The 13,010-nt window shown below is 70.8% G+C and carries 14 protein-coding genes; 9 read left to right on the forward strand and 5 right to left on the reverse strand.

Annotated elements, in window-relative coordinates; translation table 11 throughout:
• Positions 1-400 precede the first annotated feature (400 nt).
• From ACFY36_RS06825 to ACFY36_RS06860, 8 genes are all read left to right on the forward strand, one after another.
• On the forward strand, positions 401-1,222 hold the full coding sequence (locus tag ACFY36_RS06825) for a glycosyltransferase family 2 protein (RefSeq protein ID WP_499744954.1): 822 nt from the start codon (positions 401-403) through the stop codon (positions 1,220-1,222).
• An 81-nt stretch (positions 1,223-1,303) separates the two neighbouring features.
• Positions 1,304-2,242 carry a glycosyltransferase family 2 protein gene (locus tag ACFY36_RS06830; RefSeq protein WP_499744955.1) on the forward strand — a complete coding sequence of 313 codons (939 nt, stop codon included), beginning with the start codon at positions 1,304-1,306 and terminating at the stop codon, positions 2,240-2,242.
• The gene (locus tag ACFY36_RS06835) at positions 2,239-3,498 is read left to right on the forward strand and encodes a glycosyltransferase family 2 protein (RefSeq protein WP_499744956.1); all 1,260 of its coding nucleotides are present in this window, start codon (positions 2,239-2,241) and stop codon (positions 3,496-3,498) included. The genes ACFY36_RS06830 and ACFY36_RS06835 overlap by 4 nt, the downstream gene beginning before the upstream one ends.
• Positions 3,498-5,891: a hypothetical protein gene (locus ACFY36_RS06840; protein ID WP_499744957.1), complete on the forward strand. Its 2,394-nt coding sequence runs from the start codon at positions 3,498-3,500 to the stop codon at positions 5,889-5,891. The genes ACFY36_RS06835 and ACFY36_RS06840 overlap by 1 nt, the downstream gene beginning before the upstream one ends.
• 57 nt (positions 5,892-5,948) lie before the next feature.
• Positions 5,949-6,662 (forward strand): arsenate reductase/protein-tyrosine-phosphatase family protein, encoded by a 714-nt coding sequence (locus tag ACFY36_RS06845; protein ID WP_499744958.1) that lies wholly within the window; start codon positions 5,949-5,951, stop codon positions 6,660-6,662.
• On the forward strand, positions 6,659-7,045 hold the full coding sequence (locus ACFY36_RS06850) for a VOC family protein (RefSeq protein WP_499744959.1): 387 nt from the start codon (positions 6,659-6,661) through the stop codon (positions 7,043-7,045). Before ACFY36_RS06845 ends, ACFY36_RS06850 begins: the two co-directional genes overlap by 4 nt.
• Positions 7,046-8,257: a chromate efflux transporter gene (chrA, locus tag ACFY36_RS06855; RefSeq protein ID WP_499744960.1), complete on the forward strand. Its 1,212-nt coding sequence runs from the start codon at positions 7,046-7,048 to the stop codon at positions 8,255-8,257.
• A 62-nt stretch (positions 8,258-8,319) separates the two neighbouring features.
• Positions 8,320-8,562 carry a VOC family protein gene (locus ACFY36_RS06860; protein ID WP_499744961.1) on the forward strand — a complete coding sequence of 81 codons (243 nt, stop codon included), beginning with the start codon at positions 8,320-8,322 and terminating at the stop codon, positions 8,560-8,562.
• On the opposite strand, the gene ACFY36_RS06865 is transcribed toward ACFY36_RS06860, so the two are convergent.
• Genes ACFY36_RS06865 through ACFY36_RS06875 form a run of 3 tightly spaced genes read right to left on the reverse strand, consistent with a single transcriptional unit; the run spans position 8,536 to position 11,515 of the window.
• Positions 8,536-9,645 (reverse strand): bifunctional diaminohydroxyphosphoribosylaminopyrimidine deaminase/5-amino-6-(5-phosphoribosylamino)uracil reductase RibD, encoded by a 1,110-nt coding sequence (locus ACFY36_RS06865; RefSeq protein ID WP_499744962.1) that lies wholly within the window; start codon positions 9,643-9,645, stop codon positions 8,536-8,538. The two genes, ACFY36_RS06860 and ACFY36_RS06865, sit on opposite strands and share 27 nt — an antisense overlap.
• Positions 9,635-10,816, reverse strand: coding sequence for a metallophosphoesterase (locus tag ACFY36_RS06870; protein WP_499744963.1), 1,182 nt, complete (start codon positions 10,814-10,816; stop codon positions 9,635-9,637). Before ACFY36_RS06870 ends, ACFY36_RS06865 begins: the two co-directional genes overlap by 11 nt.
• An 18-nt stretch (positions 10,817-10,834) precedes the next feature.
• Positions 10,835-11,515, reverse strand: a complete 681-nt coding sequence (locus ACFY36_RS06875; RefSeq protein ID WP_499744964.1) for a nucleoside/nucleotide kinase family protein — start codon at positions 11,513-11,515, stop codon at positions 10,835-10,837.
• 84 nt (positions 11,516-11,599) lie between these two features.
• On the opposite strand from ACFY36_RS06875, the gene ACFY36_RS06880 reads away from it, so the two are divergent.
• A complete protein-coding gene (locus tag ACFY36_RS06880; RefSeq protein WP_499744965.1) occupies positions 11,600-12,046 on the forward strand; it encodes a hypothetical protein in 447 nt (148 codons plus the stop codon).
• On the opposite strand, the gene ACFY36_RS06885 is transcribed toward ACFY36_RS06880, so the two are convergent.
• Together ACFY36_RS06885 and ACFY36_RS06890 are read right to left on the reverse strand one after the other, a co-directional pair.
• Positions 12,002-12,658 (reverse strand): hypothetical protein, encoded by a 657-nt coding sequence (locus ACFY36_RS06885; protein WP_499744966.1) that lies wholly within the window; start codon positions 12,656-12,658, stop codon positions 12,002-12,004. The genes ACFY36_RS06880 and ACFY36_RS06885 overlap by 45 nt on opposite strands.
• Entirely contained in the window at positions 12,568-12,918 is a 351-nt protein-coding gene (locus ACFY36_RS06890) for a hypothetical protein (RefSeq protein WP_499744967.1), read from the reverse strand. The genes ACFY36_RS06885 and ACFY36_RS06890 overlap by 91 nt, the downstream gene beginning before the upstream one ends.
• Positions 12,919-13,010 lie beyond the last annotated feature (92 nt).

The following is a 13,010-nucleotide window of genomic DNA, read 5'->3' on the forward strand; positions in this document are numbered from 1 at the left end:
GTTCGGTGACGAATTTCACGCGGAGTAATCCGACATTTTTCTTTCCGCCCCCGGTGGGTGGTCCGGAGGGGAAAGCGAGGTCCGCGACTTTCGCGCGGTACCTGTCGAACTCGATCTTGGTGTCCGTTACCCACGGTGAGAATGTGACCAAAGTCGTAGCGTGATGCCGGAGCGTATTCATCGAGTTCAACCGCCTCACAGCGGGCGCACAGACAGTCGTAATCCCGCCGTCTCTTCGGTCGGTTGACGCTTCGTAGCTGCTTGCTACGGTGGGGCGACAGAAGCGAGTTCCTTACGCCTCTTGCCGCCACGGCCGCCCCGGAAAGGGACCGACATGGATATTTCCGCTTCCACCAACAACACGAAGGGTGACGGACGCACATCACCGAGCGTGAGTGTCGTGATTCCGACCCTGAACGAGGAGCGCAACCTGCCTCACGTGTTCGCCAAGCTGCCGGCGGACATCACCGAGGTGGTGCTGGTGGACGGCGGATCGGTCGACCGGACCGTCGAGGTGGCCCGCGAGCTGCGGCCCGACGTGGTCGTGGTGCACCAGACCCGCACCGGCAAGGGCAACGCGCTCGCCTGCGGATTCGCTGCCTGCACAGGCGACATCATCGTGATGATCGACGCCGACGGCTCGACCGATCCGGCCGAGATCCCGCTGTTCGTGGCCAAGCTGGTGGCCGGCGCCGACTTCGTGAAGGGCTCCCGCTTCAACCACGGCGGTTTCAGCCACGACATCACCAAACTGCGCAAGCTCGGCAACGACGGGCTCAATCTGGTGGTCAACGTACTGTTCGGTACGAAGTTCACCGACCTCTGCTACGGCTACAACGCGTTCTGGCGCAGCGTGGTGCCGGTGCTCGACCTGCCCGACATCCGCCTGCCGAGGCCGACCGACGGCACGAAGCTGTGGGGCGACGGCTTCGAGATCGAGACGATGATCAACATCCGGGCCGCGGTCGACGGCATGAAGGTCGGCGAGGTCGGCAGCATCGAGCACCGCCGCATCCACGGCGAGACCAACCTCAACACCTTCCGGGACGGCTTCCGCGTGCTGCGGACCATCTTCAGCGAGTACGGCCGCATGCGCGGCGCCAGCGGCAAGGGCGCCCGCCGTCCGGGCGGCGTGATCGTCCACCAGCACAGCAACCCCGCCCCGCAGCGGGAGGTCGGCGCGTCCACCCGGGAGATCCAGACCCCCGTCCTCGAAGACTGACCGTCCTCCAGCCCCCACCCGCCGCCTTAACCGGACTAAAGGCCCTCTCTCCAGCCCCCCACGGTCTCAGGAGATCTCCCCGTGTTTTCCGCTCCCCTTCTCGCCACGTCGATCGTCATACCGACGCACACCGAGGAACGCTGGTCCTCCCTCGTCCGGACCATCGCCTGCGCCAAGTCGCAGCGGTTCGAGCCGGCCGAGGTGATCGTGGTCGTCGATCACAACCCGGAGCTGTTCCGCCGCATCCAGCGCGACCTGCCCGGCGTGACAGTGCTCGAGAACGCGTACGCGCAGGGCGTCTCCGGCAACCGCAACACCGGCGCCTTCCACGCCACCACCCCCCTCGTCGCCTTCATGGACGACGACATCACGGCCCAGCCCGACTGGCTGGAGAACCTGATCGCCCCGTTCGCCGACCCGCGCGTGGTCGGCACCGGCGGCGGCATCGAGCCGGCCTGGGAGCACGATCGTCCCCGGTGGATGCCCGACGAGTTCCTCTGGGCGGTCGGCGGCTCGTACGCGGGCATGCCCACCGTCACCTCGCCCATCCGCAACGTCTGGTCGGCCAGCATGGTCGTGCGCCGCTCGGTCTTCGACGCCGTCGGCGGCTTCCGTGTCGGCTTCGGCAAGCTGGGCGACCGCAACCGTCCCGAGGACACCGAGCTCTGCCTGCGGATGAGCGCCCTCGACGGCGGCCACTGGATGTACGTGCCGAGCGCGGTCATCCGCCACGAGGTGCCGGCCCAGCGCTCCACCTTCGGCTTCTTCGTGCACCGCTGCTACGCCGAGGGGCGCGGCAAGGTGCAGATGGCCGGGCTGCACGACGGCGGCGAGACGCTCGGCGCCGAGCGGTCGTACCTGTGGTCACTTCCCAAGGCCGTGCTGCGCAACATCGGCACGGGCGAGTTCCTGCGCGCCGGCGGCATCGTCGCCGGCGTGTTCGCCGCCGGTTGGGGCGGTGTCGTCGAGACGGTCGCCGCCAAGCGCCGTCCCCAGGCTGAGCTGGAGCCGGCCCGATGAGCATCACCACGAGCACCGGAACCCTGCCCGCCGTCGTCCTCGACGTCGACCTGGCCGACGGGGTCCCGTCCGTGCCGGCGATCCAGCCCGACGGGCGGCGCGCCGAGCAGGCCTGGGTGCTGGTCCGGTCGTACACCCAGCCCCTGGGAACCGTTCTTGTCGACGTACCGGAGAAAGGTCTTGATTCGGAGACCTTGACCTCCGCCATCGAGGCCGAGCTCGGTGACGCCATCGGCCGCGCCCGGGGCGACGAGTTCCTCACCTCGCGCCGGCGGATCCTGGCCACCGCCCCGCACATCACCGTGGTGATCTGCACGCGGGAGCACCCCGAGATGCTCGCGAAGTGCCTGGACAGCCTTCTCGCCCAGAACTACCCGGGCTTCCGCATCCTGGTCGTCGACAACGCGCCGGTCACCGGCGCCACCGAGAAGGTGGTCCGCGCGGCCGCCCAGCGCGGCCCGGTCGACTATCTGCTGGAGCCGCGGGCCGGCCTCTCGTACGCCCGCAACGCCGCCACCAAGGCCGCACCCGGGCAGATCCTGGCCTGGATCGACGACGACGAGGTGGCCGACGAGAACTGGCTGGCCGAGATCGCCCGCGCCCTGCACGAGCACCCCGAGGCCGACGTCATCTCCGGCGTGATCGTCCCGGCCGAGCTGGAGACCCGCGCCCAGATCTGGTTCGAGCAGTTCGGCGGGCACAGCAAGGGCCGCGGTTTCAAGCCCGACACCTTCGGCCCGCACACCGCGCACCTCCAGAGCCCGCTCTACCCGCTGCCGCCGTTCGCCACCGGCGCCAACATGACCTTCCGGCCGGGCGTCATCGAGCGGATCGGCATGTGGGACACGGCGCTCGGCGCCGGCTCGCCGGCCATGGGCTCCGAGGACACGCTCGCCTTCACCCAGGTGCTGCTCAACGGCGGCACCATCGTCTATCAGCCGTCGGCGGTCACCCGGCACTACCACCGCCGCGACTACCAGGGCCTCGAGAAGCAGATGGTCGGATACGGCACGGGGCTGGTGGCCGCGTACACGAGCCTGCTGATGAAGCGCCCCGGCCTGATCTTCCCGCTGCTCAAGCTCGCGCCGCACGCGCTGCGGGACATGACCGGCAAGGACACCCCGCGGACGGCCACCCTGCGCGACGATTTCCCACGGGAGCTTCTCTCGGCCAACCGCCGCGGCATGCTCGCGGGGCCCCGGGCGTACTTCAAGGGGCGACGCGCCGCCACGAAACACACGGAGGCCCGAAAGTAATGCAACCGCGCTCGGACCAGCCGGACGCCACCGTCCGCATCGTGGTCGGTGACACCGACGCCACCGCGGTGATCACCTCGGTCGACAAGGACGCCACCACCCGCCTGGAGGTCGGCGAGCGGACGGTACGCATCCCGCTCAGCCCCGACGACCAGTCGGAGACCCGCATGCTGCCGGCTCCGGTGATCACCACCGGCGGCCCGGCCGAGCGGGTGCTGGACCGCACGACCACCATCGACGTGAGCTCCGACCACCGGCCCGAGTTCGCGGTGGCCGGCTTGATCGCAGCGGTGATCGGCCTGATCGGCCTGGCCGTGAGCGGCCCGGCCTCGGTCGCCCTGCTCGTACTGTTCGTCCTGATCGGCCCCGGCGCCGCCCTGATGTCGGTCGCGAACACGCGCAGCCGCCTGATCTCGTGGGCGCTGACCATGGCCGGTGGGCTCACGGTGACGACGTTCGTCGCGGTCATCCCGCTCTGGCTGCGCTTCTGGCAGCCGTACATCTGGCTCGGTCTTCTCGCCGGAGCCACGCTCGTCGGGTCGGCGGTTCAGCTCTTCCGGCTCGGCTTCTCCCGGCCTCGCGGCGCCGGCCAGCCGGCCGAGCGCGTCGACAACGGCCCGGTGCTGCGTGCGCTGCCGTTCTTCACCATGGCCGCCGGGCTCGGCCTCTGGATCCTGGCGCTGGTCGCGCTTCAGCCGGACCAGGTCGGGTTGTACGGCTTCACGGCCGCCCTCGGTGTGCCGTTCGTGATCGGCGCCGTGCTGCTGCTGCTCGGCTTCGCGGTCGAGCTGTTCGGCCGGGCCCGCCCGTACGTGATGGCCGCCCACCTGGTCATCATCCCGGTCATCATGCAGGCCACGGTCCCGCTGCTCGACGGCACGACCGAGTACGCCTGGACGTACAAGCACATCGGCGTGGTCGACCTGATCCGCGACAACGGCCACCTGATCAGCGGCAGCGACATCTACCAGCAGTGGCCCGGCTTCTTCGCCGTGGTCGCGATGATCTCGCACGTCTCCGGCGTCGACGCGATCTCGTTCTCGGCCTGGTCGTCGCTGTTCTTCGCGCTGGTCACCTCGGTCATCACGGCCGCCCTGCTGCGCCAGTTCACCCGCGACCGCCGCATCATCGCGGTCGGCGTGTTCCTCTTCCAGGCCACGATGTGGGTGGACATCGGCTACTTCTCGCCGCAGGCCTTCGTCTTCCCGCTCATGCTGGCCTTCTTCGTCGTGGTGGTCCGCTGGCTGGTCGTCGTGCCGGCGTTCGAGGGTGAGCCCAAGGGCCGCGTCGACCGCCTGCGCCGCTGGCTCGTCCGGGGCATGCCGGCCGCGATGGAGACCGACAAGCGCACCCGCCTCTGGGCCGGGCTGGGCGCGGCCGGCATCTACGGCGCGATCGTGGTGTCGCACCAGCTGACCCCGGTCGTGATGATGATCCCGGTGGTCATCCTGACGGTCCTCGGCGTCGTACGCCCGTGGCGGTTCACGATCGGCCTGATCGCCATCGCGGTCATCTTCATCGGCCCGCGCATGGTCTCCGTGGCCAGCACGTACACCCTGTTCAGCCTCGACTTCCTGACGAACGCGGGCGGCAACGCGCAGAGCTGGGGCACGCCGGAGCAGGAGTTCTCGGCGCTGGTGTCCCGGGTGCTGGCCATCGGCCTGTGGGCGGTGGCGCTGCTGGCGGTCTTCCTGACCCGCAAGAAGGTCGGCCGGGTCTTCATCCCGGTGGTGCTGGGCTTCGCCCCGATGGCGACGCTGGTCGGAGGCAACTACGGCGGCGAGGCGATCTACCGGGTCTTCGCGTTCTCCCTGCCGTTCGTGGGACTGCTGGTGGGGCTCCTCTGGGCGGGCAAGGGCCGCCGGGGCGTGCCGGCGATGATCGTGTCGGGCCTGCTGATGGCGGCGCTGCTGCTGGCCGGACTGCAAGGACTGCAAGGCCAGCTGTACGTCCATCAGGTGCGGGCCACGGACATCGTGGCGGCGGACTACTTCTACGAGCACGCCGAACCGGATTCGGGCCTGATCCTGGTCGCGCCGAACTTCCCGACGAAGCTGGAGGGCAACTACGGCTCCTTCAACAAGGGGCACGTGTCGGTGGACATCTCGCTGGTCGGCGACCCGCTGTTCACGAACAGCATCACCGGGGCGCGGCTGCCGGAGATCGAGACGTACATCCGGGCGATGAACTACAAGACGAACTACCTGGTGGTCAGCGACGCCATGGACGACTACACCGACTACTTCGGCACGGAGCCGGACGACGCGATGCAGTCGCTGGAGACGGCCCTGCGCGCCTCGGCCGACTGGAAGGTCTTCTACCAAGGTCCCGGCGTGGCCATCTTCCAGCTGGTCGGCTCGTCCGCCTCCACCACCCCGGCGTCCGCCAACTGAAAGCCCACCCCGCCCACCCACCTATTGCATCAAATCCATTTGATGTAATCTGCGGGCATGCTGGTGCCAGCCTTCCTGACCGCCGCCGGCCACCCGGTGCGGTGGCGGCTGCTGGGTGAGCTGGCGGGCGGCGACCTGGCCGTGCGTGAGCTGACGGCGCTGCTCGGCCAGCCGCAGAACCTGGTGTCGTACCACCTGGGCAAGCTGCGCAAGGCGTCCCTGGTGACCGCCCGGCGCAGCAGCGCCGACGGGCGCGACACCTATTACTCGCTCGATCTGCCCCGGTGCTCCAGCCTGCTGGCCGGCGCCGGGGCCGGGCTGCACCCGGCCCTGTCGCTGACACCGCCGTCCACCCCGCCCGCGCTGGGCGGGCGGGTGCTGTTCCTGTGCACCGGCAACAGCGCGCGCTCCCAGATGGCCGAGGCCCTGCTCCGGCATCACACCGGGGGCGCCGTCGAGACGTACAGCGCCGGAAGCCGCCCCAAGCCGATCAACCCGCACGCGGTGACCGTCATGGCCGCGCGCGGCATCGATCTGTCGGCGGCCCGGCCCAAGCATCTCGGCGAGTTCACCGGCGAACGCTTCGACTACGTGATCACCCTGTGCGACCGGGTCAAGGAGGTGTGCCCCGAATTCCCCGGCCCGAGCCGGCGGGTGCACTGGAGCTTCCCGGACCCCGCGGGTCTTCCCGACTTCGAACGGATCGCCGACGACCTCACCGCACGCATCGCCTTCCTGCTGCACACCCTCCCCGCTGGGAGCAAGTCATGATCACCGGCAACACCGTGCACGTCCGCTACCTGGTGGACGACGTCCAGGCCGCGATCGACTTCTACACCGGCCACCTGGGTTTCACCTCGAACACGACGTTCCTGCCCGCCTTCGCCGACGTGCTGCGGGGCAACCTGCGCCTGCTGCTGTCCGGCCCGGCCAGTTCGGCCGGCCGCCCCATGCCGGACGGCCGCAGCCCCGAGCCGGGCGGCTGGAACAGAATCCACCTGCTGGTCGACGACATCGACGCCGAGGTGACCAGGTTGCGCTCGGCCGGCGTGGTCTTCCGCAGCGATGTGGTGAGCGGCCCGGGCGGCCGGCAGATCGTCCTGGACGATCCGGCGGGCAACCCGGTCGAGCTCTTCCAGCCGGCCGGCACCTGAATGCACCAGGCGTCCCTGACGACGGTCCTGCGCGAGTGGGGCCGCATCGGCTGCGTGGGTTTCGGCGGCCCACCTACTCACATAGCCCTGCTCCGCAAGCTGTGCGTGGACGAGCGCCGCTGGTTGACCCCGCAGGAGTTCGAGGACGCCATAGCCGCCTGCAACCTGCTGCCCGGCCCCGCCTCGACCCAGCTGTCCATCTTCTGCGCCTGGCGCGTCCGCGGCCGCCCCGGCGCGCTGGTGGGCGGCGCCGCCTTCATCCTGCCCGGCCTGATCGTCATCCTGGCGTTGTCGGCCCTGTTCCTGGGCAACCCGCCCACCTGGGTCGTAGCGGCCGGAGCCGGCGCGGGCGCGGCCGTGGCCGCGGTGGCCGCCCAAGCCGGCACAGCCTTGATGCCCCCGGGCTGGAAGCGAGCCGCGGAACAGAGCAGCCGCCGCCGCTGGACCGCCTACCTGCTCCTGGGCACAGCAGCCGCCGCCACCATCGGCCCGTGGTTGGTGTTGCTGCTGATCGCCTGCGGCTTCGCCGAGATCCTGGCCCAGCACCTCTGCACCGGTCCCCAGCCCGGCGCGAACCCCAACGGCGACCCCGCTCACCGCCGGGACGGAGACCACGGTCCGGGCGGCCATCCGCTGCGCGCCCTCCCTCTCCTGGCCGCGACGACCTTGGGCGGCGGCGTCCTGTTCTCGGTGGCATGGGTGGCCCTCAAGGTGGGCGCGCTGTCGTACGGCGGCGGCTTCGTCATCATCCCGCTCATGCAGGCCGACGCCGTCCACCACTACCACTGGATGACCGCCGCCGAATTCCTCAACGCCGTGGCCCTGGGCCAGGTGACCCCCGGCCCAGTGGTGCACACGGTCGCCGTGGTCGGTTTCGCCGCCGCCGGCCTGACCGGCGGCCTGCTGGCGGCCGTGGTGGCATTCGGCCCGTCGTTCGCCTTCATCCTGCTCGGCGCCCACCGCTTCGACCAGCTGAGGGCCAACCCGCGCGTCCGCGCTTTCCTCGACGGCGCCGCCCCCGCCGCCGTCGGCGCCATCCTCGGCTCGACGATCCCGCTGGTCCGGGCCCTGACCGAGCCGTGGCAGTACGTGGTCCTGGCCGGCGCCGCCGTCCTGACCCTGCTCCTGCGCCGGGGCCCGGTCCTCACCCTGCTGGCCGCCGCCACCGCCGGCGTCGTCATCGTCCTGGCGGGCGGGCCGCTCCCCCACTGACCTGCCCTTGCCCTGAAGCCGGCTTCAACTTCTACGCGGCCGCGTTCGGCGCCGAGGAGCTGATGCGGATCGCCCACCCGGACGGCCGGATCCTGCACGCCGAGCTGCGCGCCGGCGCCTCGGTGCTGATGATGGGCGATGTCGAGCAGCCGTTCGTCTCCCCGAACGCCGCCGGCGGCACCACCATGCTGCGGGATCCGTTCGGGCACATGTGGATCTTCCTCACCCACCTGCACGACATGTCGATCGACGATGTCGTCGCCCGCGGCGAGGCGGCGCTACAGCATGCCGGCGAGCACGGATAGGAGATCCTTGGCGAGATATTCCGCGATCAGCTCGTCCCGCGTGATCTCGACCAGGTCGCCGAACGGCGGGGTCGAGGGGTGGGAGGCGTGGACCACGTCGAGGCCGTCGCCCGCCGCCAGCGCTTCGGCCAGCGCGGGGTGGTCGTCGATCAGCAACCAGTTGGGTTGCTCGCCGATCACGCCGGCCAGCTCGGCACTCGCCGAGTACGCCCGCAACCACGCGGCCGGGGACCCGGCCCGGGGCACGACGGGGGTGACGTTCGCCAGCGAGGTGGCCTGGTGAGCGACCAGGATCACGGGAACATCCAGGGCTTGGGCCTGTGCGCTCAGATCGCGGGCCCCGGCTTCGGTCAGCTGGGCGGTGCGGCCGTCCAGATCCCACCAGATGACGCCGCGGCCCGGGGCCGGGCTCAGCGGGGCCACCGTGGGAACGCCGGTGATCAGCACGTCGGACTGGCGGCGCAGCCGGTCGCGGTAGGGGAAAGGCGCGGTCCGGGCGGAGATCAGCGGGCGGCCGGCCAGGCGCTGGGTGAGATAGGGCAGATGCCAGGCGACGATTTCGTTGCGCAGGGGACCGAAGGAGACCTCTGTCCCCGCGCCTCGAACGCGTTCAAGGCCGAGGCCGGCCACGCGCGGGTCCGGGTCACGGATGCCGGACACGCAGCGGGCGAACCCGCACGAGGCGACCAGGTCGGCGCACGGGGGCTGCTTTCCCCAGTGGGCGCACGGTTCCAGCGTCGTGTAGATGGTGGCGCCGCGCAGGATCGATCGGTCGGGGACGCTGTCGATGGCGCAGCGCTCGGCGTGGCGGCCACCGTACGGTTCCGTGGCGCCGGTGGCGATCAGCACGCCGTCTTTGACGATCACCGCGCCGACCGTCGGGTTCGGGCTCGCGCGGCCCTCGGCCGCCATCGCGCAGAGCAGCGCCTGCCTCATCCAGTACGCGTCGTCGGCCCCCGCCACACCCCGCACGCCGGGCCGAACAGGATCGACCGGCGGCGAGCTGGAAGCAGCGGCCGCGGCGTCTGGGTGCAGGATGCCGGCCAGGCCGTAGCCGGGGGCCAGGCGCAGGTCAGGCGGCATGCAACGTCAGGAGGGTGATCTCGCTGGGGGCGAAGACGCGGAACGGTGGGCCCCAGAAGCCTGTGCCCCGGCTCGTGTAGAGCTGGGTTCGCTCGGAATGGCGGGACAAACCCTGCAGGACCGGCTGGTCGAGACGGACCAGGTAGTGGAACGGCCACATCTGGCCGCCGTGGGTGTGGCCGGAGATCTGGAGGTCGACGCCGTGGGCCACCGCGCCGGCGATCTGGGCCGGCTGGTGGGCCAGCAGCAGGATCGGCAAGGCCGGGTCGGCGCCCTCCAGTGCCGCCTCGTGGTCGGCGTGATGGCCGGGGACGCCCGAGCCGGCGGCCGTGCGGTCGTCCACGCCGGCGATGACCAGGGAAGCTCCTCCCCTGGTCACCTCGACGTGGCGGTTGTGCAAGGCCTCCCAGCCCAGCGACGCCATGTGCTCGACCCAGCGCTGGGCGCCGCTGAAGTATTCATGGTTGCCGGTCACGTAGACACGGGCCATCGACGCCTGGATGTCGGCCAGCGGGGCCGCCTGGGAACGGCGCTGGGCCACCTCGCCGTCGGCGATGTCGCCGGTGTGCGCGACCACGTCGGCGTCCAGCGTGTTCACCACCTCGGTCACCTTGCGCGACCAGCGGGAGCGCTCGATCGGGCCGTAGTGGGTGTCGGTCAGCAGCACCAGGCGCAGGCCGTCGAGCCCGGCGCCCAGGCGCGGCAGGGTCACGTCGACCCGGCGTACCCGCGGGACGCGCCTCGCCTCGGCGTACCCCCAAATCAGCAGGACCGCGGAGACCACCGCGACCACCAGCGTGGCGATGCGGTAGCGAGCCGGGTCGCCGACCCCGAAGGCCCAGAGCAGCAGGGCCAGCACCTGGCCGAGGAGGGACTGGACGAACAGGACCCAGATGACGCCCAAGGTGGTGTCGGCGATCACCGCCGGAACGTCGCGATGGTTGCGGCCGTGGCCGCTGAACATCAGCAGCGGGAACGCGACCAGCACCACCGCGAAGACCACCGTGCCGGTCACGAAGACGCCCGCCGGCCAGTGGTTGCCGCCGCCGATCAGCGTCCACCAGGGCACACCGAACAGCAACGCCAGCACCGCGACCAGGATCAACCCGAAGCGCAGCGCCCGCGACGGGCGGCGGCGCGGCTCGGTCTCGACTGCTTCACCTACGGACACGACTGAAAGCATGCCACTTCAGGCCGGAGGGCTGCCGACCCTGTGGATAACCGCCGCCGGCACGACCACGTCAGCGGAGGACCGCGTGGCGGCGATGAGCACGGCATTGCGTTCATCGGTCCCGGTCGCCCACGCCGAGGCGGCCGACACGTCCTTGCCAAACCGGACATGTCTGGAAATAAGCCGGGAAAGTCGCGTCGTCTGATCAAGATCCGCGTACCAGACCTCAGCGAACAACCCCCGCAAGGGCCGCCATAGCGGATCGTCGAGCAAAAGGTAGTTCCCCTCGCTGATGATCAAGCGCGCGTCACGGAAAATAGGCATAGATCCGGCAATCGGCTGCTCGATCACCCGCTCGAACCCGGGCGCGTAGATCACCTCGTCCTCATCGGCCAGGACGCGCCGCAACAGGGCCGCATAACCGAGCGGATCGAACGTGTCCGGCGCCCCCTTGCGATCACGCCGCCCAAGCCGCGACAGCTCGACATCGGCCAGGTGGAACCCGTCCATCGGCACGTGCGCCACCCACGCCCCCGCGACCAGCCCCGGCGGTGGCGTCGGTGCCAGCGCCGCCACCAGCTCCTCGGCCAGCGTGGTCTTCCCGGCCGCCGGCGCCCCCGCGATGCCGAGCACGGCGCGCCCACCGGGCGGCACGAGCGACCGCGCCCGCTCCACCAGTCCCTCGAACGTGATGGTCATGGCCGGAACCTACCCGGACGGGGGTCGGATCGAGGACTGCGGCCCCGCCGCCGGATGCACAGAATCGGGTGCACGGGGGTAAACATGATCACATTGGTTGCCCTGCTGGGCGCCGCCCTTCTCGGGGTGCCGGTTCAGCAGGAGGTCGATCCGCGCGGCCGCGTCTACGTCACCGAGGGCTCGTCGCTCGTCCGCATAGCGCCGCGCGGCCGCCGTTCCACGGTCGCCGTCTTCCCTTGGGCGGGCCCGCTCGCGCTGCGCCCGGTGGCCAGCGGCGTCGCGCGCGGTCCGGACGGCGCCTTCTACGTCGGTGAAACCACGTTCGTCCCGGGCCGGGCGCGTCTGTGGCGGGTGGTGCCGGGTCAGGAGCCTCAGGTGTACGCCGCGGGTCTCACCGCCGTGGTCGATGTGCGGTGGTCGCCCGGCGGCCGGCTCTCCGTGCGCGAGCGCGACGGTTCGGTGCTGCGTCTCTATCCGAAGGGCCGGTCAGTGCGAGAGTCCGAGGCGCAGACCGGCCACGCCGGCGGGTGACAGCGGCCGCGCCGTGGCCCGGGACAACTCCTCACGCACGCAGGCCGGCAGTTCGTCGGCGAGCGAGCGCAGCCGCGGATAGAGGTCGAGCACGTCCCGGTGCGTGAGCGCGCCGACGCCGATGAGCAGGCCGTTCACCGCTCCCGGGGTGCGCACCAGCTCGGCGCAGAGCTCCCTGCGCCAGCCCGGGTCGTCGACGCGGGTGGCCAGCTCGCGGGCGATCCGGTTGCCGGCCGGCGACGGCTCCTCGGGCGCCGCGTGCCGCCCGGCGCGGGCCGGCACCGGGGCCAGGCGGCAGGCGATGCCGAGCAGCCGGGCCAGCTCGGGCACGGTCAGCACGTCCAGGCCCTCGGCGCAGGTCTCGCAGAGCCGGTGATAGGTCGCCGCGTGCACCAGGGTGGCCGGCCGCGGGCAGTCGCCGAGCGGCCCGCAGAGCCGGTCCAGGATGATCTCGGCCAGGGTGCCCTCGTGGTCGAAGCGCCCGACGCCGAAATACGCGGCGGGAGCGCTGCGATAGCGGGTCAGCGCGTTGCGCGCGCTGGCGTAGTGGCCGGACTCGACGCTGATGCGAGGGGCGCCGCTTTCGGTGTGCAGGTAGATAAGTCGGAACATCTCGATCGCTCCCGGTGGTGCCGCGAACCGTCGTCGACCGGAGATACGGGCGTGGCGGCGCGGGAGTTCAAAATCCGCAGCGCGTCGAAGGTGACGGCGTGCAGCGCGTAGAAACCGGCCGTGATGATGATCAGCATCACGATGAGCACCGCCCCGACCGCGCCGTCGAGCCCGCGCCAGGCCACCGGGAGCACCGCGACTCCGAGCACAAGTGCCGCCTGACCTGCGGCCTCGGCGCAGCGCAGTGGATCAAATGTCATAACCTCACCCTTCCGGGTGGAGGTCCGCCGCGCCTCTGCCCGGAGCGGGAGTTCGACTACGACTTTCGGTAGAGGGACGTAGCGTGGATCTT

Source organism: Actinoplanes sp. NPDC000266 (assembly GCF_042899005.1).
Taxonomy (GTDB): Bacteria; Actinomycetota; Actinomycetes; order Mycobacteriales; family Micromonosporaceae; genus Actinoplanes.